This window comes from Rhodanobacter caeni (genome assembly GCF_039523575.1).
Lineage (GTDB): Bacteria > Pseudomonadota > Gammaproteobacteria > Xanthomonadales > Rhodanobacteraceae > Rhodanobacter > Rhodanobacter caeni.
Genome location: NZ_BAAAFO010000002.1, coordinates 336,377 through 358,004 on the forward strand (window position 1 = coordinate 336,377; position 21,628 = coordinate 358,004).

Here is a 21,628-nt window from a genome sequence, read left to right on the forward strand (position 1 = left end):
CCGAATCTCGACTCCCGTCATTTGATCAACCGCTCGTCCACCAGGTTCTGCACCACGCCGGGGTCGGCCAGGGTGGTGATGTCGCCCAGCTGGTCGGGCTTGTTCTCGCCGATCTTGCGCAGGATGCGGCGCATGATCTTGCCCGAGCGGGTCTTGGGCAGGCCCGGCGCCCACTGCAGGTAATCGGGCGTGGCGATCGGGCCGATCTCCTTGCGCACCCAGGCCACCAGCTCCTTGCGCAGCTCGTCGCTGCCGGTTTCGCCAATGACAAGCGTGACGTAGGCGTAGATGCCCTGGCCCTTGATGTCGTGCGGGCAGCCGACCACGGCGGCCTCGGCCACCTTCGGATGCGAGACCAGCGCGCTTTCCACCTCGGCCGTGCCCAGGCGGTGGCCGCTGACGTTGATCACGTCGTCGACGCGGCCGGTGATCCAGTAGTAGCCGTCGGCGTCGCGGCGCACGCCGTCGCCCGAGAAATAGTTGCCGGGGTAGGCGCTGAAATAGGTGTCGATGAAGCGCTGGTGGTCGCCGTAGATGGTGCGCACCTGGCCGGGCCAGGAGCGGGTGATCAGCAGGTTGCCCTCGGCCTCGCCTTCCAGCACGTTGCCGTCGGCGTCGACGATGGCCGGGGCCACGCCGAAGAACGGCAGCGTGGCCGAGCCGGGCTTGGTGGCGATGGCGCCGGGCAGGGGCGAGATCATGATGCCGCCGGTCTCGGTCTGCCACCAGGTGTCGACGATCGGGCAGCGCTCCTCGCCGACCACGCGGTGGTACCACTCCCAGGCTTCCGGGTTGATCGGTTCGCCCACCGAGCCCAGCAGGCGCAGCGACGCGCGCGAGGTCTTCTTCACCGGCGCCTCGCCCTCGCGCATCAGCGCGCGGATCGCGGTGGGGGCGGTGTAGAACAGGGTGACCTGGTGCTTGTCCACCACCTGCCAGAAGCGGCTGTGGTCCGGATAGTTCGGCACGCCCTCGAACATCACCGTGGTGGCGCCGTTGCACAGCGGGCCGTACACCACGTAGCTGTGGCCGGTGACCCAGCCCACGTCGGCGGTGCACCAGTAGATGTCGTCCTCGCGCAGGTCGAATACCAGCTCGTGCGTGTAGCTGATGTACACCAGGTAGCCGCCGGTGGTGTGCAGCACCCCCTTGGGCTTGCCGGTGGAGCCGGAGGTGTACAGCACGAACAGCGGATGCTCGGCCTCGACCGGGGTGGGCGCGCACTCGCTGGACTGGCCCTCCATCAGCGTGTGATACCAGCGGTCGCGTGGCGACTTCATGTTGATCGGGCCGCCGGTGTGGCGCACCACGATCACGGTTTCCACGCTGCTGGTGCCGGGGCGTTCCAGCGCCGCATCCACGTTGACCTTCAGCGGAATGTGCTTGCTGGCGCGCAGGCCCTCGTCGGCGGTGATCACCACCTTGGCCTGCGAATCGACGATGCGTCCGGCCAGCGAGTCGGGCGAGAAGCCGCCGAACACCACCGAATGGATCGCGCCGATGCGGGCACAGGCCAGCATCGCCACCGCCGCTTCCGGAATCATCGGCAGATAGATCGCGATGCGGTCGCCCTTGACCACGCCGAGGTTCTTCAGCGTGTTGGCGAACTTGCACACTTCGGTGTGCAGCTCGCGGTAGGTGATGCGGCGCGAGTCCTTCGGGTCGTCGCCCTCGAAGATGATCGCCACCTTGTCGCCACGCGTGGCCAGGTGGCGGTCGAGGCAGTTGGCCGAGACATTGAGTTCGCCGTCCTCGTACCAGCGGATGTGCAGGTCGGCCGGGTCGAACGAGACGTCCTTGATCTTCGTCGGCGGTTTGATCCAGTCCAGGCGTTGGCCGATGCGCTTCCAGAAGCCTTCCGGATCGCGGATCGATTCGTCGTACAGGCGCGTGTAATCGTCCTTGCTGACGCGCGCCGCCGCGGCGAATGCTGGGTTGACCGGGTAAAGCTTGGACATGGCTGGCCTCCTGCTGGCCGCCGCATGGGCGGGATCGTTGGATGGATGGACGCGCGGCGGCGCCGCGCGCCACCTGACGTTCGAGTGTAGCCCGATCGTTCCGGCACGGCAGGCAGTAGTCCGCATCGACTTTGGTCGAATAGCGACCAAAGGCGAATAGCGGCGTGCACCGCAGCATGGCCATGCTCGGCTCGTCATCCCCAGGGAGAGCTGGCATGAGCACGAGATACCCAAACCGCTATCAGGCGCTGGCGCTTGGCGTGGCCTGTGCCCTCGGCCTGCCGCTGGCAGCGCATGCACAAAGCGATACGCGCGAGCGGCAACTCGAACAACGCGTGGCGCAGCTGGAGCAGCAGTTGAACGAGCTCAAGAGCCTGGTGCGGGAGCAGGCCGCGCAGACGCCCACGCCGGCCACCGCTCCCGCGCCGCGCGCCGCCGCGCCTGCCGCCACCCACGAGGTAGCGCTGACCACGCCCGGCAACGCGTATGCCAACACCACGGTGAAGATCGGCGGCTTCATCAAGACCGATTTCATGTCCACCCATACGGACGGCTATCTGGGTGACCAGAACGCCGCCCGCGACCTGTACCTGCCCGGCGCCACGCCGATCGGCGGCAAGTCGGCCAGCTACAGCGACATGCACGCGAAGTTCTCGCGCATCGGCGTGGGCGTGGACAGCCTCACCGACGGCGGCGACAAGGTCGGCGCCTTCCTGGAGTGGGATTTCTTCGGCAACGCGCTGGGCAACGAGAACGCCAGCAATGGCTATGGCCTCACCCTGCGCCACGCCTACCTGTACTGGAACAACTGGCTGGCCGGCCAGACCTGGACCAACTTCATGGACCCGAACGCGCTGCCCGAGGCGGTCGACTTCATCGGCGTCACCGACGGCACCGTGTTCGTGCGCCAGGCGCAGTTGCGCTACACCAGTGGCGGTTTCGCGGTGGCGCTGGAAAACCCGCACACCACGGTGACGCCCTACCAAGGCGGCAGCGCGCAGCTTTCCCCCGACCACAACGTGATGCCCGACCTCACCGCGCGCTACACCTGGAAGGGCGACTGGGGCTTCTTCGGCGTGGCCGGCCTGCTGCGCCAGCTGCGCACCGATGGCCGCAACGATGCGCTGCCCAGCGGCACCAGCACCGCCACCGCCGGCGGCGTCAGCGTGATGGGCAAGGCCGTGCTCGGCAGCCATGATGACTTGCGCTACAGCGCCACCGTGGGCAAGGGCATCGGCCGTTACGTCGGCCTGGCCAATGTCGCCGCCGACGGCATGCTCAATGCCGCCAGCGATATCGAGACGCGCCGGGTCTGGGCCGCCTACCTGGCCTGGCACCACGCTTTCGACGACCGCCTGCGGATGAACCTGATGGTGGCGCGCAACGGCATCGACAACGACCTGGCGCTCACCGGGCCGGCCGCCAACAAGCACACCGAGAGCGCGCACGTGAACCTGCTCTATTCGCCGCTGCCCAAGGTGGATTTGGGCGCGGAGTACGCCTGGGGCCGCCGCGTGCTGGAGAACGACGACTCCGGCAAACTGCAGCGGTTGCAGTTCACCGCCAAGTATTCATTCTGATCCACTGGCGACACTGAACCGATGTCGGCATCCGGGAGGGCTGCCGACATTCATCAACGAGGGGAAAAAGCATGGCAACCACCGCGATCGATGGGCGCCCCGCGCTCGACGTCAGTCACAAGCGGGTCATCCTGGCCTCCAGCCTGGGCACCGTATTCGAGTGGTACGACTTCTACCTGTACGGCTCGCTGGCCGTCATCATCGGCCACCAGTTCTTCTCCGGCCTCAACGAGGCCAGCCAGCTGGTGTTCGCGCTGCTGGCCTTCGCCGCCGGCTTCGCGGTGCGCCCGTTCGGCGCGCTGGTGTTTGGTCGGGTCGGCGACCTGGTCGGGCGCAAATACACCTTCCTGATCACCATCGTGATCATGGGCCTGTCCACCTTCTTCGTGGGCCTGCTGCCCAGTTACGGCTCGATCGGCATCGCCGCGCCGGTGATCCTGATCCTGCTGCGCATGCTGCAGGGCCTGGCGCTGGGCGGCGAGTACGGCGGCGCGGCCACCTATGTTGCCGAGCATGCGCCGCCGGGCAAGCGCGGCCTGTACACCAGCTTCATCCAGATCACCGCCACCTTCGGCCTGTTCCTGTCGCTGCTGGTGATCCTGGGCTGCAAGTGGCTGCTGGGCGACAAGTTCGACGACTGGGGCTGGCGCGTGCCGTTCCTGATCTCGTCGCTGCTGCTGATCATCTCGGTGTACATCCGCCTGCAGCTGGCCGAGTCGCCGGTGTTCCAGCAGATGAAGAACGAGGGCAAGGCGTCGAAGGCGCCGCTGACCGAGTCCTTCGCCCGCTGGGGCAACCTGAAGCTGGTGATCCTGGCGCTGCTGGGCGCCACCGCGGGCCAGGCGGTGGTGTGGTACTGCGGCCAGTTCTATGCGATGTATTTCCTGGGCAGCACGCTGAGGATCGACGCCACCACCACGCAATTGCTGATTGCCGCCGCGCTGCTGATCGGCACGCCGTTCTTCGTGGTGTTCGGCTGGCTGTCGGACAAGATCGGGCGCAAGCCGGTGGTGCTGGCCGGCTGCCTGCTGGCCGCGCTGACCTATTTCCCGATCTTCAAGGGGCTCACCCACTACGGCAACCCGGGCGTCGAAGCGGCGCGTGCCACCGCGCCGGTGACGGTGGTGGCCGATCCCGCCACCTGCCACCTGCAGATCAACCTCACCGGCACCTCCACCTTCACCAGCTCGTGCGACATCGCCAAGAGCACGCTGGCCAAGCGCGGTGTGCCCTACGACAACGAAGCGGCGCCGGCCGGCACGCTGGCCAGGGTGACCGTGGGCAGTGCCAGCATCGATGCGTTCGAAGGCAGCGGTCTGAGCAAGGCCGATTTCGCGGCACAGAACAAGGCGTTCGGCGCCAGCCTCGGCGCCGTGCTGGACGAGGCCGGCTACCCGGCCAAGGCGGACCCGGCGCGCAGCAACTACCCGATGCTGGTGGTGTTGCTGACCCTGCTGGTGCTGTACGTGACCATGGTCTACGGCCCGATTGCGGCGTGGCTGGTGGAGATGTTCCCCACCCGCATCCGCTACACCTCGATGAGCCTGCCGTACCACATCGGCAACGGCTGGTTCGGCGGCTTCCTGCCCTCGGTCTCGTTCGGCATCGTGGCGCTCACCGGCAACATCTACTCTGGCCTGTGGTATCCGGTGGTGATCGCGATGATGACCTTCGTGATCGGCCTGCTGTTCGTGCGTGAAACCAAGGACGTCGACATCTCCGCCTGAGCGGCCCTCACGGCCACAAAAAAACGCAGCGGCGCGAGCCGCTGCGTTTTTCCTTGCGCGCATACCGTCAGGCGCGCTTGATCAATCCGATGATCACCAGCAGCACGATCGCGCCGATCATCGCGTACACGATGCTGGTCACGATCGGGCTGCCCAGGCTGAAACCCACGCCCAGCGCCGGCAGCAGCCAGCCGGCCAGGAACGCGCCGATGATGCCGACCACGATGTTGCCCAGCAGGCCAAACCCGAAGCCGCGCACGATCAACCCGGCCAGCCAGCCGGCGATCGCGCCAATCACGAGAAAAATGATCAATCCAGTGGCAGTCATCACGAACTCCTTGATCAGACGAGGCGTTGGATAGCGCGCGATGCCCCGGGACCGCGCCGGCCAAGCGTCCGCGCACCCGCGTAAAGCGCCTGTGATCATGGCTTCAGTCACCGCCGGTGAGACAACGGCCCGGCACACTGGGCGCATGAATCCGTACGAACCGCGCGCGCTCAAGGGCCGCGGCGCCGCTTCCAACCCCGAGGGCCGTTTCGAAACCGTCCGCCACCAAGCCGAGGACGACGGCTGGCAAAGCGCGCTGCTGGACGAGGCCGCGCCGCGCCCGCGCACCGAGGTCACCGAGGAACGCGCCCGCCGCGTGATCAGCCGCAACGACTCGCCCGACATCGGTTTCAGCCAGGCGATCAACCCGTATCGGGGCTGCGAGCACGGCTGCATCTACTGCTACGCGCGCCCGTCGCACAGCTACCTCAACCTGTCGCCGGGGCTCGATTTCGAGACCAGGCTGCGCGCCAAGGGCAACCTCGCCGAGGCCTTGCGCGAGGAGCTGGCGAAACCCGGCTACGTGCCCAGCCCGATCAACATCGGCAGCAACACCGACCCCTACCAGCCGGTGGAAAAGCGCTGGCGGCTGACCCGCGCCGCGCTGCAGCTGCTGGCCGAATGCCACCACCCCTGCACCATCGTCACCAAGAACGCGCTGGTCGAACGCGACCTGGACCTCCTGGCGCCGATGGCGCGCGAACGGCTGGTGCAGGTATTCGTGTCGATCAACTCGCTGGACAACCGCCTGGCCGCCAAGCTCGAACCGCGCGCCAGCGCGCCGCACCGCCGTCTGCAGGCCATCGCCACCCTGCACGAGGCCGGCGTGTCGGTGGGCGTGATGGTGGCGCCGATCATCCCCGCGTTGAACGACCGCGACATGGAGGCGGTGCTGGAACGCGCCGCCGCGGCCGGCGCACGCAGCGCCGGCTACACTACCGTGCGCTTGCCATGGGAACTGAAAACGCTGTTCCGCGAATGGCTGGCCCTGCACGCACCGCAACGCGCCGACCACGTGATGAGCCTGGTGCAGCAGATGAACGGTGGCCGCGACTACGACAGCGACTTCTCCACCCGCATGCACGGCCAAGGCGTGTTCGCCGACCTGCTGCGCAAGCGCTTCGACATCGCCTGCCGCCGGCACGGCCTTCATCGCAATCGCGAACTGCCGCTGGATGTTTCGCGCTTCGTGCCGCCACGCCAGCCGTCGCCGCAGGGCGAATTGTTTTGAAGCCCGTGACTCGGGAATAGGGAATGGGGAATCGGAAGAGCATCGCCTGAGCGAGGTTTTCGGCTTTTGCCATTCCCGATTCCCCATTCCCGGCTCAATCAGGTGTCCGATCCGCCGCACGATCCACCTTGCGGTCGCGGCGCAGCGCGCTGAGGATCAGGCCGGCGCCCAATACGCCGGCCACGATGATGAACAGCGCGGACAGCACCGGCAGGCCGAACAGGCTGGCGCCGCCCTGGATGCGGGCGGTGAGCGCGGCGCCGATCACCAGCGCGGCCACGATCACGCCGGTGGCGATGCGGTTGGCGATCTTCTGCAGGCTTTCCATCATGCGCGACTCTTCCAGTCCGTCGATGCGCACGCGCAGGCGGTTTTCCGCCAGCGTGCGCAGGATCGCGCCCATGTGCTGCGGCGTGCGGCGGGCCAGCTCCTGCAGGTCCAGCCATTCGCTGGCCAGGTTGGCCGGTGACAGCGAACCGAGCGCCTGCTTGCGCAGCATCTGTTGCAGGTGCTGCTCGACCACGGCGCGGGTGTCCAGTGCCGGATCGAGCGCGGTGGTGACCGCCTCCAGGTTCAGCAGGGTCTTGCCCAGGATGGTCAGCTCCGGCGGCGGCCGCAGCCCGCAGGCGGCGCCGACCCGGGTCAGTTCCAGGATCAGCCGGCCCTCGGAATACTGGCGGCTGGCCTCGTGCAGGCCGGCGTAGCCCGCCACCAGCTGGTCGACGCTGCGCCGGTACTGGCTGTGGCGGAAGTCCTGCAGCGGCGTGCCCATCGACTCGCTGATCTCGCCCACCTGGTCGCCATTGCCACCAATTGCGCCCAGCATCAGTTTCAGCAGGCAGTGCCGCGTATGCGGTGGCAGCCGCGCCACCATGCCCAGGTCGAACAGCGCCAGGCGCTGGTCGTCCATCAGCAGCACGTTGCCCGGGTGCGGGTCGGCGTGCACCAGGCCGTGCACGAAGACCTGGTCCAGATAGGCGCGCAGCAACTCCTGCGCCTGCGCCTCGAGCGGATGCTCGATGCGCCGCACCGGCGGCACGTGGGTGACCTTGATGCCGTGCACGCGATCCATCGTCAGCACGCGCTCGGTGGTGAGGTCGTCCAGCGGTTGCGGCACGTACAGGTGGCGATAACCCTGCAGGTTGGCGGCGAAGCGGCGCAGGTTGTCCGCCTCCAGCGCAAAGTTCACCTCGTTGGCCAGGCTGTGGCGCAGCTCCTGCACCCAGTCGGCAAAGCCGTAGCGCCGGCCCATGTCGGTGAGACGATCGGCGGCGCCGGCCAGCCTGGTGAGGATCGCCAGATCCTCGCGCAGCGTCTGCACGATGTGCGGGCGCTGCACCTTCACCACCACCTCGCGGCCGTCGCGCAAGGTGGCCGCGTGCACCTGGGCCATCGATCCGGCCGCCAACGGCTCGTCGTCGAAGCTGGCGAACAGCACGGCAATTCGCGCGCCCAGCTCGGCCTCGATCACCGCCCGCACCTCGGCCACCGGCACCGGTGCCACGTCATCCTGCATCCGCTCCAGCGCGGCCAGGTACGCCGGCGGCACCATGTCCGGCCGCGTCGACAGCGCCTGGCCGACCTTGATGAAGGTGGGCCCCAGCGCTTCCAGGTCATCCACGAAGTGTTCCGGCTGGCCCGGCTCCACCTCGGCGGCGTCCTGCGCCAGCGCCGCTTCCTGCACGTCCAGGTCCAGCCCGGTGAACACGCCCGCCTTGCGGTAACGCAGCAGGAACGCGCCGATCTGGGCATACCGCGACAGGCTGGTCGATTCGCTCACGTGCGGCTCCGGCAATGGGAGCGCCAGCATCGGTGGATCGGCGGCAAGGCAGCGTCAACGCGTTGCGGGCTTTCACGGTGTGCTGATCGTGGTCCCATTCCAATATCTACCCGACCGCGCGGCCGCTGCGCGCGGGCATTTCATCACCCTACGGGAGATAACGATGTCCTCATTCGCGCTCTATCTGATCGGCATGGTCATCGTCATCGGCGGGCTGGCGTACGCCGCCTATCTGCTGCATGCCCCGACACAATGGATCGGTATCGGCGTCGTGGTGCTGCTGGGGGCGGGCATCATTGGTGCGGTAAAGCACACGCGCCGCCGCGATCCGCCGGAGTCATGATCGTGTCCGGTCACTACTGACTCGCCATGAAGACGTGCGGCAATTGCCGCAACCCGTGCCAGCCACGCCGTGCGAGCCATAGCATGGCCAGGACCAGTAACAACCAGGCCAGAGCGAGCGGCAAAAGCAGTTCGCCGGCCCAGGCAACGGGATGGTCGAGGCGCCATGCCAACATCGGCAACGTCAGGCTGAACATCGTCAGCACCCACCCGAGGCCAAGAAGCAATGTGCTGCTCCAGAGGGCCAGCGCCCGGCCGCCGAAAATGTTGACCACCAGTGCGCCGGTGATCGTCGCCATGCCGAACTGGGCCAGCAAGAAGAACGAGTATTCGCGTACGTGCGTTTGCCAGAAAAGAACCGCTACCCCCGCCAGCAATGCCACCAGCGCGTGCATCAGCAGGGGCACGCCCAGGCCGGCATGCAGCAAGGCGCTGCGCGTGCCGCGTGCATCGCCCAGCCTTGGCAGCAGGGCCAGCAGCGGCAGTTCGGCACTTGTCCGTTGCCATCGCATGCGCACGACAAACACACTCACGAAGCCGATCAGGGGTCCGGCCATCATCAGCAAAGTACCGGTTCCTCCGCTCAGTGCGCCACCCAGGAAAGCGGCCACGGCTACGGTGTTGCGATCGACGAGCATCTGTACCAAGGCGAAAAGGAATAACGGGAGTCCGATCGTAATGATGAGCGTGGCTGCCTTTTTGCCGTAGCCCTTCCAGGTCTGCGGCACATACAAGCCACCCAATACCAATCGTATGGCTTTGTCCGGTTGGGAAGGGCCGGCATGGGCGATGTCAGGGGTGACCGATAACCAGTTTGGACGCAGGCGCAATTGTTGAACCTCGCGCTTGCTCCACGGGCTGCCAACGTGCAGCGCAAGCGGCGAAGACCATTTCGGCGCGCGGCTGACGTCGCTCAGCAGCAGCCGCTGCGCACGCCACCCCGAGATCAGCAACAAGGCGAGTGCCACCAGCCCCACCGGCAAAGCCGTCGATGGATCGCTGACATCCGGCAGTACGTGGTAGGCGGGCAGCGCAGCAAACAGGCCGGGCAGGAAGCCCACCAGTGCCATCAGATAGCCAGGCAGAGTGGCAAAAACCAGTCCCGCGCAAGCACACAAGAACAGCAGCATGGCCGGCGGCCCTATCGGTGCACCGTGCATGGCCAGCCATGCACTAGGAACCGACACGCTGAGTGCGACGTATAACAGCAGGCTGCAGAGGAGCTGCGATTGAATGCCAGGCACCCGCCATTGGCGGGTGGCGATGGCAAGCCGCAGCGCGGCCGTCATGGAAGATACCCACAGGAACATTTGACCGATGCAAAAGATCAACAGGCTGGGTTTCCAGCCGCCGGGCTTGTCCGACAACAGAGAGCCGCTCGCGATGCCACCAGCGCCAGAGGTCAGAAACACGAAAAGCATCAGCCAACGCAGCGACCGGTGCATCGCATACCACGGTATACGCAGTATCTGGAGTGCACTCATTCGGCGATCTCCACGAACAGATCCTCCAGGCCCAAGGCATCGACGCGTGCACCGGGTAGCGTCGTCGCTTCGGGCCAGCGGCCTTGCGCATCGCGTTCGACCACCAGGCTGAGGCTGCCGTCGTCGTGGTGGCGACGGCTCAGGCTGTGGGCGGGTGCAGCGGCGCTGATATGCCCGGGAAGCCACAGGCGTGCGTAGCGCTCCTTGGTTTCGTCGACGCCGCATCGCATCAACAGCGCCCCCTGATGCAAAAAGGCGACATCCGAGGCCACTCGCTCAAGATCCGACACGATATGCGTGGAAAACAGCACCGTGGTGCCCGACTCGCCCGCCCGTAATGCCACCTCGCGCAGCAGCTCGCGGCGGGCGACCGGATCGAGTGCGGCGGCAGGTTCGTCCAGCACCAGCAAGTCGGGTTGCGAAGCCAGTGCGCGGATCAGGTCCACGCGCTGGCGCTCGCCCGGCGAGAGTTTCGCCAGCAGCTTGTTGGGCTGGATTTGCCAGCGTTCCAGCGCGCTCGCCGCAAAGTTCTTGTCCCAGCGCGGGTAAAACCGCCCGATGAAATCCAGCATCTGTTTCGCACTCAGCCAGGCCAATGCGTCAGGCTGTTGCGGTACATAGGCGATGCGGGCCTTGGCGTCGTCACTGAGCGTCAGCGCCGGTTCGCCGAATACCGTTGCCGTGCCGGCCAGCGGTTTGAACAGACCCAGCATGGCGCGGATCAGGGTGGATTTGCCCGCGCCGTTGCGGCCGATCAGTCCCAGCACGCTGCCGGGTTCCAGCACCAGATCGACCCCGGTAAGCACGTTGCGGCCTTCATAGGCGTGGATCAGCCCACTCGCGGCGAGCGGGGCCATGCGGGTTTCGGTTTCATGCAGCACAGCTTCCATGTCATTCCCCCAACAGCTTGGCGAGCCGCCGCGTCACCGACGCGGCGGGTAATTCGAGTTCGTGCGCGTGGCGCGCCAATGCCTGCAGCTGCGGCTCCAGCAGGGCCAGGCGCTGACTTTCGCTCTGGGCGGTTTTGCGCAGGGCGATCACCGCCATGCCCTTGCCGCGCAGGCGCTCCACCAGGCCTTCGCCCTCGGCGATGCCGTAGGCGCGCGATACGGTCATCGGGTTGATCGCGTGGAAGCCGGCGACGTCGCGCACGGATGGCAACAATTCCCCATGCGTGAGCTGCCCGCCGGCGATCAACCGGCGCAGCTGCTCCACGATCTGCCGATAGATCGGTTCGCTGGCGCCGGGTTGAATCGTGAGCAGTGATGCATCCATGTGTATCAGTACAGCAATACACATGGACGATGTCAAGCGTGATGGCCCACCCGATATGCCGGCGCTTCAGCCGAAGCGCTGGCGCAGACGATCCAGCCGGATGCGGTTGTCGTTGGCGATGGCGCGAAAGTCCGCGCTCAGTTGCGGGTGCTGCGCCACGCGTTGCCAGAAGTCGTCGGCCCATATCGCGGCGTTTTGCCAGTGCGGCAAGGCCGCTGGCGTAGGGGGTGGCGGCTGATAGTCGCGTGGCACCAGGCTGCCGTTGGCGGCGGGCCGGTACAGCATCGGCAACATGTCGTAGGTAGGTGCCAGCTGTAGCGGCAGGGCGTCGTCGAGGAAGAAGCCGAGGTTGCCGAAATGCATGTCGGTATTGCCGATCATCTGGCCGAACCACCAGCGACGTTGAACGCGTTCGAGCGCGTCGCGTTGCAGCCAGCAGCCGCGCTGCATGCGCTCGGCGGCGCTCGGCCAACCGTCGCGCACGCCGTCGTGCGCATCGCTCCATGCCGCCAGCGAGACGAAGCCGCGCCGGCCATGCGCGCCCACCCGATCGAAGCGGGTTGATTCCAGGCAGAGTCTGCCCTGCGACCAGACCAGTTCACCCTGCGCGGCGTCGTCGCCGTGTTCGGCCAGCAACTGACCGGCCAGCTGTTCGCAGATCAACAGGTCGGCCCAGCGTCGGGCGATCGAATTGCCTTCGACCGGCTCGCTGAACTTCACGATGACGTGGCGCACCGAGTCGCCCGCATCCCCAACGCAGGCGGTGAACTTCGGCTGCTCGCCGGCCGCGGAGGAACCGGCCCGTTCGCCTGCCAGCGTGGCCTGCGCCAGCGCGGCGTAATGCTCGGCGCGTTGCGAACAGGCCAGAGGCTCGGGCACGGCGCGCAGGGCGCGCTCCAGCGCCTGTTCACCCAGCACGAAGTTGCCCGGGCCATCGTCGCCACGCAGCAGCAGGGCGGCGAGCACGGCGTCCTCGTTCCAGCGCAGGATATCCGCGTTCAACCCCAGCTCGTGCGCGCAGCGCTGCCCGAACAACCGGCCCAGGAAACCCTGCGGGCGCATGTCGTCGAGAAACCAGGGCAGGCCGGGGAAAACGCCTTCGCGGAATTCATCGCGCAGCCAATCGGCCGGTTGTTCGGGACGAATCAGGCAGCCGTCGCCGTGCAGCGCGATCAGCTGGCCGAACGCCTGCGGCCGTCCGTTGGCCTGGATGCGGTACAGCGGCCAGCGATCCCCCAGACCGCGCACGTTGCGCGTGGCGGCGTAGCGCGAACGGCGTGCCTGCCCGATCCGTACGACCTGGCTACCGGCCGCGGCCAGCCAGCGCGAAATGGTCGGTTGGCTGGCGCCCAAAGCCAGCCCGAGTTCGCGTGCGCTGGCCAGCCGGCGCGCACGCAGCACGTCGACGAGATGATCAGGGGAAGTACCTTGAGTGGCCATGGGATGAATAGATACATGAATAGTTATTTCTATTCAAGCGCCAATTAAATCAACGGTTTGAGCAAAATATGCCATTCGCCTTGAATAGATATGTACCACCATATCTCCGTCACCGGCCGACTGGCGCCCTGATCATCGAACGATAGGCCGCCGCGTTTTCCACTGACATCGAACGTATGCGGCGTTGAAAAGCCGCAGGATTGGATCGCGGGCATCGACTTCGCCGCCGACGGCGAGGGCACTGGCCCGCGTTGCGGTGGAATTCGATGGCTGGGCGCTGGCGCTGACCGCGCTCATCACCCGCAGCGAGACCGACCCCGTGCCGCGCCCTACGACAACGCACGCCGGAGTGCGGTGGAGCTGTTCACCCAAGGCAGCGCGTGAAGCCACCGCGCCCGATGTCTGGAGCGGTTGGCGGGCCCGCCTGCCGCCGCCATCAATGCGCAGGCGGATGCGCCGTTGCGGTGGACGCCTGCCGCGCCGCCTTCATCGCGGCCAGCTTGGCGCGGATGCCGGGGATCGCGGCCAGGGCGGCCTGTTCGCCGCGCATGATGGCCTGATCCTTCTGCGCGAAGTCCGCCGCGCCGATGCCGTCCAGCTTGGGGTGGATCACCACGTCGGCGCGGGCCAGCTCCTGTTCGCCCAGCTGGCGGCCCATGATGGTGATGGATTTGCCGATGATGCCCAGCATGTCGGCCGGATTGCTGGCGTCGGGTTTTGCCGAGATGTCCACGGCGATCACCACATCCGCGCCCAGCTCGCGCGCCGCATCCACCGGCACCGGGCTCACCACGCCGCCGTCGACGTAGTGCTTGCCGTCGATGGCGGTGGGTTCGAACACGCCCGGCACGCTGCTGGACGCGCGCACCGCCTGGCCGGTATTGCCCAGCACGAACACCGTGCGACGGCCGCTTTCCAGTTGCGTGGCCACGGCGGCGAACGGCAGTTGCAAGCGTTCGATCGGCCGGTCGCCCACTTCCTTGTTGATGTAGTCCTGCAGCTTGCGGCCCTGCACCAGGCCGCCGGAGAACAGCCGCACGTCGCGGATCGACGCCTCGTCCAGCGCCAGCGCCGCCTGCTGCAGCTGGAACGGGTCCATGCCGCTGGCATACAGCGCGCCGACCACGCTGCCGGCGCTGGTGCCGGCCACCACGTCGGGATGGATGCCGCTGGCCTCCAGCATCTTGATCACGCCGATATGCGCAAACCCGCGCGCCGCGCCGCCGCCCAGCGCCAGCCCGATCTTCAGCTTCACCGGGGCGGGGGCGGCCAGGGCCGGGGGAACGGCGGGTTTGCGCGGTGCGAAACAGGCGCTCAGGGCGAACGTTGCCAGCACGGGCAACAGCAGGCGGATGCGGAAAAACGGCATGGTGCGGGCAGTGGACGGCGGTGCGGCGAGTGTAGGGCACAACCGCAGGCGCGAAAAATCGCCGCCCGCGCGATGCGCTTGCAGCCGCGGCCGCGCGGGCGATACTGGAGCGCCCGCGACGGCGCACCACCGTCGTCGACCCGAGCCGGAGCCATCGTGGAAAAACACACCCGACTGAACGGCCAGTGGCACGACTGGATCGTCCACAACCTGGCGCGTGGCTGCGCCGTGCCCGCCCTGGTGGAGGACATGTGCCGCAACGGTTTCGAGCCGGCGTTTGCCCGCGACACCGTGGCCGCGCTGGCGCGCGGAGAGGCCCTGGCCAGCGCGCCCGCGGCAGCGGACGTCGCCGGTTACGTTGCCGATCCGCCGCGCCTGCCGGCGGGCCATGTCATCGCCACCCACGACCGCGACGTGCGCGTGCTGCTGCGCGTGGCCAAGCCGATGGTCGCCGTGCTCGATGCCGTGCTCAGCGACGCGGAATGTGACGAGCTGATCCGCCGCTCGGCCGACAAGCTGCAGCGCTCCACCACGGTCGACCCGGTGCACGGCGGCTACGAGGTGATCGCCGCGCGCAGCAGCGAGGGCACGTTCTTTCCCGTCAACGCGGACGATTTCATCGCGCGGCTGGATCGCCGCCTTGCCGAGCTGATGAACTGCCCGGTGGAAAACGGCGAGGGCCTGCAGGTGCTGCACTACGGCGAGGGCGGCGAATACCAGCCGCATTTCGACTACTTCACGCCCGGCGATCCCGGCAGCGAGGCGCAGATGGTGGTGGGCGGCCAGCGCGTGTCCACCTTGCTGATCTACCTCAACGACGTGGCGCAGGGCGGCGCCACCGTGTTTCCCCGGCTGGGCCTGCGCGTCGCGCCAAAGAAAGGTATGGCCGTCTATTTCGAATACAGCAACCGCGAGGGCCAGGTCGACCCGCTGACCCTGCACGGCGGCGAGCCGGTGGAAAAAGGCGAGAAGTGGATCATCACCAAGTGGATGCGCCAGCGCCGCTATGGCCTGGCGGCCCAGCCCTGACTCCTTCCCCCGCGCAGCGGGGGAAGGTGCCCGGAGGGCGGAAGGGGGCGCTTCTCGGCCGGTGTGGAAAGCCAATGGCAGCGCGGCTTGCCGCGCCCCCATCCACCTTCGGCACCTTGAACGGATACCTTCCATGGCATCCGCCCTTCGGGCAGCTTCGCTGCTCAAGATGGCAGTCCTGCCATCTTGTCCCCGCAAGCGGGGGAAGGAACAGCGTCATGCCGTCCGCGCCTGCTGACACGACGTTGGCAGTAGCCGCGGCCCATGCTGCAACACCGGCAGAGGAGGGCAAGGACATGCGCGATACGGTTTACTTCCTGGTGTTCGAAGGGTTCGCCGACTGGCAGGCGGCGCTGGCGCTGTGCGAGATCCGCCGTCCCGGCGACTGGCGCGTGCAGGCCGTGGGTTTCTCGCCCGCGGCGGTGATGTCGATGGGCGGACTCACGGTGTCGCCCGACCTGACGCTGGCGCAGATCGATACGCAACACGCCGCTCTGCTGGTCGTGCCCGGCGGCCACCTGTGGCAGCGCGGCGACGGTGCCGAGGCGGTGGCGTGGATCGGCCGCGTGCACGAAGGCGGCGCACCGGTCGCGGCGATCGACAGCGGCGTGCTGGCGCTGGCACGCGCGGGCCTGCTCGACCATTGCCGGCACACCGGCAACTGGCCCGGCCACATCGACGCTCATGTGCCGGCGTATGCCGGCGCCGCGCAATACGACGCCGGCGTGCTGGCGGTCAGCGATGGCGGGGTCATCACCGCCAGCCACCTGGGCAGCGTGGAGTTTGCGCGCGAGGTGATCCGCACGCTGGATCTCTACAGCGCCAGCGACCGCGAGCTCTGGTACCGCCTGTTCAAGCATGCGCAGATGCCGCCGTGGTGCGTCGGCGACGCCGCGGCCGCGGCGTGAGCGGCGAGGCCACACACACTCACTGGGAGACCCGGCATGACCAGGACCTTTCACGGCAGCTGCCATTGCGGCGCGGTGCGCATCCAGGCCGATATCGACCTGGCCGCCGGCACCACCCGCTGCAACTGCTCGTACTGCACCAAGACGCGCCGCTGGAGCGCGATCGTGCGGCCCGACGCGTTCCGCCTGCTGGCGGGCGAGGAGGCCTTGTGCGACTACCTGTTCAACACCCGCAGCGTGCATCACCTGTTTTGCCGGCACTGCGGCGCGCGGCCGTTCGACCGTGGCCATATCGAGGCGATCGGCGGCGACTTCGTGTCGATCAACCTGGCCTGCCTCGATGACGCGTCACCGCAGGAGCTGATCGACGCGCCCGTGCGTTTTGCCGACGGTCGCCACGACAACTGGACCGCCACGCCGGCCGAAACGCGACATCTTTGACCACCTACTGCCCGCAGGAGACCGCCATGAGCAAGCCACGCGTCACCTTCTTCCACGCGCCGCAAAGCCGCTCCGCCGGCACCCGCGCCCTGCTCGAGGAGCTTGGCGCCGACTACGAGCTGCACGCGCTCAACCTGAAAAACGGCGAGCAACGCCAGGACGCCTATCTGGCGATCAACCCGATGGGCAAGGTGCCGGCGATCCACCACAACGGCGCCCTGGTGACCGAGCAACCGGCGGTTTTCATCTACCTGGGCGATCTCTACGCCGACGCCGGGATGGCCCCTGCCATCGGCGATCCGTTGCGCGGGCCGTACCTGCGCTGGCTGGTGTTCTACGGCTCCTGCTTCGAGCCGGCGGTGACCGACAAGTCGCTGCAACGCGAGCCCGCGGCGCCCTCCACCTGCGGCTACGGCGACTACGACACCATGCTGAAGACGCTTACCGACCAGCTGGAAAAAGGCCCCTGGCTGCTGGGCGACACCTTCAGCACCGCCGACGTGTTGTGGGGCACCGCGCTCAACTGGACCACCATGTTCAAGCTGGTGCCCGAGCTGCCGGTGATCCGCGCCTACATCGACCGCGTGCTGGCCCGCCCGGGCGTGCAACGCGCCGCCGCGCTGGATGCCGAACTGGTGGCGGCGCAATCGGCGTAGGGGCCTGCGCTTTTCCCCGTCGCCGGTCTCGGCGATGATGGAGAAATGCGTCGTGCCGATCGCCTGTTCCTCATCATCCACGCCCTGCGCGGTCGCCGCACCGCGCTGCAGGCGCGCCAGCTGGCCGAGACGCTGGACGTGTCGGTGCGCACGGTCTACCGCGACGTGGCCGACCTGCAGTTGTCCGGCGTGCCGATCGAGGGCGAGGCCGGCGTGGGCTACATGCTGCGCAAGGGTTCGGACATCCCGCCGCTGATGTTCAGTGCCGACGAACTCGAATCGCTGGTGGTGGGCACGCGCTTCGTGCGCGCGTTTGCCGGGGCGCGGCTGGCCGCGGGGGCGCAGGCCGCGCTGCTGAAGATCGAGGCGGTGCTGCCGCCGGACCTGCGCGAGCGCTCCACCCGCACGCGCATTTTCGCGCCGACCTGGCGCGACGAGAAAACCACCGCCTTCGCTGCGCGCATCGACCAGCTGCATGCGGCCATCGGCGGCAACCGCGTGCTGGAACTGGGCTATCGCGACGAGGCCGGCAACCCCAGCACGCGGCAGATCGAGCCGCTGTGCCTGGCCTTTTGGGGCGGCAAGTGGACGCTGGGCGCGTGGTGCCGCCTGCGCGGGAGCTTCCGCAGTTTCCGCCCCGACCGCATCGACGATTTCCGCGAAACCGGCGAGCTTTTCGATGAAGTCACCGGCCGCAATCTGGACGCCTACCTGCAGGCGATGCGCGGGCACTACACCGTCGTCGAGTAGCGGGACCACGGCCGCGAAAGGCCGCTGTCGTGCACCGCCCATCCATCGGCACGGTGCCATCACGCGGTTCGGTGCGATGATCGGCGCACGATTTTTCCGGAGACCGTGATGAACCGTTGCTGCCGTTACCTGCTGCTGGCTGGCCTGGCCTGCAGCGCGCTGGCGCATGCGGGCACGGCGGACGACCGCTTTCGCGCGATCTACCAGCAGGAATGGTCGTGGCGCACCGGGCAGGCCGGCATCATCGCGTCGGGCGAATCGCAACCCAACAACGGCCGGCTCGATACCGTCGATGCGGCCAGCCAGCAACAGCGGCTGGATTACTGGCGGGACGTGCTCAGGCAACTGGACGGCATCGACACCGCCGCGCTGTCGCGCGCCGACCAGGTGAACTACGCGATCTACCGTGACCAGATCGCCAACTTCGTCGCCAACCAGCGCTTCAGGAACTGGCAGATGCCGTTCAACAGCGACTCGGCGTTCTGGTCGGACATCGGCTACGACCTGGGCACTGACAAGCTGCGCACGGCAGGCGACTACCGCACCTACCTCGACCGGCTGGGCCAGATCCCGGCGTATTTCGACCAGCAGATCGCGAACATGCGGGCGGGCCTGAAGCGCGGCTTTTCGGTGCCGCGCGCCGTGCTCGACGGGCGCGACGCGTCGATCGCCGCCGTGGCCGAGCTGACCGATCCCACCCAGAGCAGCCTGTACGCGCCCTTCCTGCACCTGCCCGCGACGTTGCCGGCCGAGCAGGCGCAGGCGCTGCAGGGCAAGGCGCTGCAGCGCATCCGCGACGACGTGATCCCTGCCTACGCCAGGCTGCTGGCGTTTTTCCGCAACGAGTACGTGCCGCAGGCGCGCACCACGCTGGCGGCCGAGGCGCTGCCTGACGGCAAGGCGTTCTATCGCCAGCAGATCCACGAATACACCACGCTCGACCTCAGCCCCGACGCGATCCACCGGATCGGGCTGGACCAGGTGGCGAAGCTGCACGCGCAGATGCTTCAGGTGATGAAGGAAAGCGGCTTCCAGGGCGACTTCCCCGCGTTCCTGCATTTCCTGCGCACCGATCCGCGCTTCTACGCCAAAACGCCGGAAGAGCTCTTGATGCGCAGCGCCTGGGTGGCCAAGGAAGTGGACGGCCAATTGCCGCGGCTGTTCGGCCACCTGCCGCGCGCGCGTTTCACCATCGTGCCGGTGCCGGCCGACATCGCGCCGTACTACACCTCCGGCCGCGGCGGCGCGGACGAGTACATGGTCAACACCTACGACCTGCCGTCGCGCCCGCTGTACAACGTGCCGGCGCTGACCCTGCACGAGTCCTACCCCGGCCACGCGCTGCAACTGGAACTGGCCGAGGAAAACCCGGACCAGCCCGCGTTCCGCCGCAACAGCTACATCTCCGCCTATGGCGAGGGCTGGGGGCTGTACTCGGAATTTCTCGGCAACGAGATGGGCATCTACAAGACGCCCTACGAACGCTTCGGCTACCTCACCTACCAGATGTGGCGCGCCTGCCGCCTGGTGGTCGACACCGGCATCCACCACCTGGGCTGGAGCCGCCAGCAGGCGATCGACTACCTCACCGTCAACACGGCGCTGTCCGATCGCGAGATCGCCAACGAAGTGGACCGCTACATCAGCTGGCCCGGCCAGGCGCTGTCGTACGAGCTGGGCTACCTGAAGATCCGCGAGCTGCGAGCCAAGGCGGAAAAGGCGCTGGGCACGGCCTTCGATATCCGCCATTTCCACGACACCGTGCTCTCCACCGGCTCGGTGCCCCTGCCCCTGCTGGAGCAGCGCATCGACCGCTTCATCGCCGAGGGCGGGCTGGAGCCGGACTACGGCTGCGACTGCGCAAAGAAGAAAGGCGATTCGAAACGCCCGGCTCCCTGACTGCAGTTGTGTAGTAATATGTGAGACAACTTCACAGGGAGAGTAAGCGCATGACGGCTCATTCGACCCGCGTCGCCGAAGCCGCGACCCGTTACGCCACGCCGGATACGCTCGCCGGCCCCGCGTTGCGCGCGTTCTTCAATCTCACCGACCAATGGAAGCTGCGCATTGCCGACCAGCGCAAGCTGCTGGGCGACCCGCCGGAATCGACCTTCTACAAGTGGAAGCGCCAGCAGGGCGGCAGCCTGGGGCGCGACACGCTGGAGCGGATCAGCTACCTGCTGGGCATCTGGAAATCGCTGCAGATCCTGTTCCCCGACCCGGCCCAGGCCGACACCTGGCTGCACCAGCCGAACACGGCGCCCTTGTTCGGCGGCCATTCCGCCATGGAGCGCATGCTGTCGGGCAACGTGGCCGACCTCTACGTGGTGCGCCAGTACCTGGATGCGCAGCGTGGGTGAATGACGTGAGTGGATGGTCGCGAGCGGCGAGACAGGCACGCGGCACGCTTTGCTCCTCCCCCTGCCTGCAGGGGGAGGCTGGGAGGGGGTAAGCGCCTTTGGCTCCCGGATCAAAAGCGACCCCTCCCCAACCCTCCCCTGCAAAGCAGGGGAGGGAGCACATCCCGGAGCCTTTGATGCCGATCGATCTGCCACCCGTCAAACGCATCCGCTGGAGCCGCGCCTGGCGCATCGTGCCCAGCCGTTTTCCGCCGGTGGGCGTGTACGACCGCATCGCCGACCCGGCCGACATCGATGCGCTGTTCGCGATCGAGGCATTGACCAATCCGCGCCTGCGCGAGGAGGCCGATGTGCTGAAACTGGTACCGAAGGAGCGGCGCATCAGCGGCCCCGGTTCCACCCCGGTGATGGCCGCGTTCACCCATCTCAACCCCGAAGGCAGCCGGTTTTCCGATGGCAGCTGGGGTGTGTTCTACGCGGCCCACAGCGTGGCCACGGCGGTGGAGGAAACCGTGTATCACCGCGAGCGTTTCCTCGCCGCCACCGCCCAGCCCGCCGCCGACATCCAGATGCGCTGCTATCGCACCAGCGTGGACAGCAAGCTGTACGACCTGCGTGGCGGCTGGGCGGCGGCGCAGGCGCCGGACAGCTATGCCGCCAGCGTGGCGCTGGCGCGCCAGCTGCGGGCGGCGGGCGCCAATGGCGTGGTCTACGACAGTGCGCGCGACCGGGGCGGCGAATGCCTGGCCGCGTTCTATCCCGACGTGGTGGCGCCATGCGTGCAGGCGCAGCACCTGGTCTACCGCTGGGACGGCAGCCGCATTGCGCAGGTGCTGGAGGTGAGCGAGCTGAAGCGGTCGGGGTTGGACAAACCGTAGGGTCGATGCCGTCGCTCAGGCTGGTCGTCCGCCGCAGGCCTGCCGATTCCGGGGAGCGACTTTGGCCTGGGGATGGTTCGAACAAGACTTTG

Annotated in this window: 20 protein-coding genes; 12 read left to right on the plus strand and 8 right to left on the minus strand. The window is 67.4% G+C overall.

The features are described from left to right. Positions 1-17 precede the first annotated feature (17 nt). Positions 18-1,958 (minus strand): acetate--CoA ligase, encoded by a 1,941-nt coding sequence (gene acs, locus ABD017_RS05940; protein WP_343881162.1) that lies wholly within the window; start codon positions 1,956-1,958, stop codon positions 18-20. Between the two features lie 215 nt (positions 1,959-2,173). On the opposite strand from acs, the gene ABD017_RS05945 reads away from it, so the two are divergent. Both ABD017_RS05945 and ABD017_RS05950 read left to right on the plus strand, forming a co-directional pair. Beyond that, a complete protein-coding gene (locus ABD017_RS05945; RefSeq protein WP_343881164.1) occupies positions 2,174-3,538 on the plus strand; it encodes a DcaP family trimeric outer membrane transporter in 1,365 nt (454 codons plus the stop codon). A 71-nt stretch (positions 3,539-3,609) separates the two neighbouring features. After that, positions 3,610-5,265, plus strand: coding sequence for an MFS transporter (locus ABD017_RS05950; RefSeq protein ID WP_343881166.1), 1,656 nt, complete (start codon positions 3,610-3,612; stop codon positions 5,263-5,265). A gap of 67 nt (positions 5,266-5,332) precedes the next feature. Here the strand turns inward: ABD017_RS05950 and ABD017_RS05955 are convergent, their stop codons facing one another. Continuing rightward, a complete protein-coding gene (locus ABD017_RS05955) occupies positions 5,333-5,593 on the minus strand; it encodes a GlsB/YeaQ/YmgE family stress response membrane protein (protein ID WP_007082475.1) in 261 nt (86 codons plus the stop codon). A 145-nt stretch (positions 5,594-5,738) separates the two neighbouring features. Between ABD017_RS05955 and ABD017_RS05960 the strand changes: the two genes are divergently transcribed. Further along, entirely contained in the window at positions 5,739-6,824 is a 1,086-nt protein-coding gene (locus ABD017_RS05960) for a PA0069 family radical SAM protein (protein ID WP_343881169.1), read from the plus strand. A 94-nt stretch (positions 6,825-6,918) separates the two neighbouring features. On the opposite strand, the gene ABD017_RS05965 is transcribed toward ABD017_RS05960, so the two are convergent. Beyond that, positions 6,919-8,634 (minus strand): ABC1 kinase family protein, encoded by a 1,716-nt coding sequence (locus tag ABD017_RS05965; RefSeq protein ID WP_343881171.1) that lies wholly within the window; start codon positions 8,632-8,634, stop codon positions 6,919-6,921. Between the two features lie 133 nt (positions 8,635-8,767). Between ABD017_RS05965 and ABD017_RS05970 the strand changes: the two genes are divergently transcribed. Further along, entirely contained in the window at positions 8,768-8,947 is a 180-nt protein-coding gene (locus tag ABD017_RS05970; protein ID WP_343881173.1) for a hypothetical protein, read from the plus strand. 13 nt (positions 8,948-8,960) lie between these two features. On the opposite strand, the gene ABD017_RS05975 is transcribed toward ABD017_RS05970, so the two are convergent. From ABD017_RS05975 to ABD017_RS05995, 5 genes are all read right to left on the minus strand, one after another. After that, a complete protein-coding gene (locus ABD017_RS05975) occupies positions 8,961-10,430 on the minus strand; it encodes a hypothetical protein (protein WP_343881175.1) in 1,470 nt (489 codons plus the stop codon). Beyond that, positions 10,427-11,320, minus strand: coding sequence for an ABC transporter ATP-binding protein (locus ABD017_RS05980; protein WP_343881177.1), 894 nt, complete (start codon positions 11,318-11,320; stop codon positions 10,427-10,429). The genes ABD017_RS05975 and ABD017_RS05980 overlap by 4 nt, the downstream gene beginning before the upstream one ends. 1 nt (position 11,321) lies before the next feature. Then, positions 11,322-11,705, minus strand: a complete 384-nt coding sequence (locus ABD017_RS05985) for a GntR family transcriptional regulator (RefSeq protein WP_343881179.1) — start codon at positions 11,703-11,705, stop codon at positions 11,322-11,324. Positions 11,706-11,771: 66 nt separating this feature from the next. Continuing rightward, on the minus strand, positions 11,772-13,145 hold the full coding sequence (yjjJ, locus tag ABD017_RS05990; RefSeq protein ID WP_343881181.1) for a type II toxin-antitoxin system HipA family toxin YjjJ: 1,374 nt from the start codon (positions 13,143-13,145) through the stop codon (positions 11,772-11,774). 436 nt (positions 13,146-13,581) lie between these two features. Continuing rightward, complete coding sequence (locus ABD017_RS05995) at positions 13,582-14,514, minus strand: patatin-like phospholipase family protein (protein WP_343881183.1); 933 nt, start codon at positions 14,512-14,514, stop codon at positions 13,582-13,584. Between the two features lie 156 nt (positions 14,515-14,670). Here ABD017_RS05995 and ABD017_RS06000 point away from each other — a divergent pair, with 156 nt between their 5' ends. From ABD017_RS06000 to ABD017_RS06035, 8 genes are all read left to right on the plus strand, one after another. Further along, a complete protein-coding gene (locus tag ABD017_RS06000) occupies positions 14,671-15,543 on the plus strand; it encodes a 2OG-Fe(II) oxygenase (protein ID WP_343881185.1) in 873 nt (290 codons plus the stop codon). Between the two features lie 296 nt (positions 15,544-15,839). Beyond that, on the plus strand, positions 15,840-16,451 hold the full coding sequence (locus ABD017_RS06005; RefSeq protein WP_343881187.1) for a DJ-1/PfpI family protein: 612 nt from the start codon (positions 15,840-15,842) through the stop codon (positions 16,449-16,451). A gap of 36 nt (positions 16,452-16,487) precedes the next feature. After that, the gene (locus ABD017_RS06010; RefSeq protein ID WP_343881189.1) at positions 16,488-16,892 is read left to right on the plus strand and encodes a GFA family protein; all 405 of its coding nucleotides are present in this window, start codon (positions 16,488-16,490) and stop codon (positions 16,890-16,892) included. A 26-nt stretch (positions 16,893-16,918) separates the two neighbouring features. Further along, on the plus strand, positions 16,919-17,548 hold the full coding sequence (locus ABD017_RS06015) for a glutathione S-transferase family protein (RefSeq protein WP_343881190.1): 630 nt from the start codon (positions 16,919-16,921) through the stop codon (positions 17,546-17,548). A gap of 45 nt (positions 17,549-17,593) precedes the next feature. Further along, positions 17,594-18,298: a helix-turn-helix transcriptional regulator gene (locus ABD017_RS06020; protein WP_343881192.1), complete on the plus strand. Its 705-nt coding sequence runs from the start codon at positions 17,594-17,596 to the stop codon at positions 18,296-18,298. Positions 18,299-18,406: 108 nt separating this feature from the next. Then, entirely contained in the window at positions 18,407-20,197 is a 1,791-nt protein-coding gene (locus tag ABD017_RS06025; RefSeq protein WP_343881194.1) for a DUF885 domain-containing protein, read from the plus strand. A 50-nt stretch (positions 20,198-20,247) separates the two neighbouring features. Then, positions 20,248-20,658, plus strand: a complete 411-nt coding sequence (locus ABD017_RS06030; protein ID WP_343881195.1) for an MbcA/ParS/Xre antitoxin family protein — start codon at positions 20,248-20,250, stop codon at positions 20,656-20,658. A 176-nt stretch (positions 20,659-20,834) separates the two neighbouring features. Further along, positions 20,835-21,536 (plus strand): RES family NAD+ phosphorylase, encoded by a 702-nt coding sequence (locus ABD017_RS06035; protein WP_343881197.1) that lies wholly within the window; start codon positions 20,835-20,837, stop codon positions 21,534-21,536. The last annotated feature ends 92 nt before the right edge of the window (positions 21,537-21,628 follow it).

Coding starts and splice junctions, on each gene's coding strand:
- ABD017_RS06030 (WP_343881195.1), top strand. CDS start 20,248: ATGACGGCTCATTCGACCCGCGTCGCCGAAGCCGCGACCCGTTACGCC.
- ABD017_RS05985 (WP_343881179.1), bottom strand. CDS start 11,705: ATGGATGCATCACTGCTCACGATTCAACCCGGCGCCAGCGAACCGATC.
- ABD017_RS05950 (WP_343881166.1), top strand. CDS start 3,610: ATGGCAACCACCGCGATCGATGGGCGCCCCGCGCTCGACGTCAGTCAC.
- yjjJ (WP_343881181.1), bottom strand. CDS start 13,145: ATGGCCACTCAAGGTACTTCCCCTGATCATCTCGTCGACGTGCTGCGT.
- ABD017_RS05965 (WP_343881171.1), bottom strand. CDS start 8,634: ATGCTGGCGCTCCCATTGCCGGAGCCGCACGTGAGCGAATCGACCAGC.
- ABD017_RS05975 (WP_343881175.1), bottom strand. CDS start 10,430: ATGAGTGCACTCCAGATACTGCGTATACCGTGGTATGCGATGCACCGG.
- ABD017_RS05960 (WP_343881169.1), top strand. CDS start 5,739: ATGAATCCGTACGAACCGCGCGCGCTCAAGGGCCGCGGCGCCGCTTCC.
- ABD017_RS06020 (WP_343881192.1), top strand. CDS start 17,594: ATGCGTCGTGCCGATCGCCTGTTCCTCATCATCCACGCCCTGCGCGGT.
- ABD017_RS06010 (WP_343881189.1), top strand. CDS start 16,488: ATGACCAGGACCTTTCACGGCAGCTGCCATTGCGGCGCGGTGCGCATC.
- ABD017_RS06005 (WP_343881187.1), top strand. CDS start 15,840: ATGCGCGATACGGTTTACTTCCTGGTGTTCGAAGGGTTCGCCGACTGG.
- acs (WP_343881162.1), bottom strand. CDS start 1,958: ATGTCCAAGCTTTACCCGGTCAACCCAGCATTCGCCGCGGCGGCGCGC.
- ABD017_RS05970 (WP_343881173.1), top strand. CDS start 8,768: ATGTCCTCATTCGCGCTCTATCTGATCGGCATGGTCATCGTCATCGGC.
- ABD017_RS06025 (WP_343881194.1), top strand. CDS start 18,407: ATGAACCGTTGCTGCCGTTACCTGCTGCTGGCTGGCCTGGCCTGCAGC.
- ABD017_RS05945 (WP_343881164.1), top strand. CDS start 2,174: ATGAGCACGAGATACCCAAACCGCTATCAGGCGCTGGCGCTTGGCGTG.
- ABD017_RS05980 (WP_343881177.1), bottom strand. CDS start 11,320: ATGGAAGCTGTGCTGCATGAAACCGAAACCCGCATGGCCCCGCTCGCC.
- ABD017_RS06035 (WP_343881197.1), top strand. CDS start 20,835: ATGCCGATCGATCTGCCACCCGTCAAACGCATCCGCTGGAGCCGCGCC.
- ABD017_RS06015 (WP_343881190.1), top strand. CDS start 16,919: ATGAGCAAGCCACGCGTCACCTTCTTCCACGCGCCGCAAAGCCGCTCC.
- ABD017_RS05995 (WP_343881183.1), bottom strand. CDS start 14,514: ATGCCGTTTTTCCGCATCCGCCTGCTGTTGCCCGTGCTGGCAACGTTC.
- ABD017_RS05955 (WP_007082475.1), bottom strand. CDS start 5,593: ATGACTGCCACTGGATTGATCATTTTTCTCGTGATTGGCGCGATCGCC.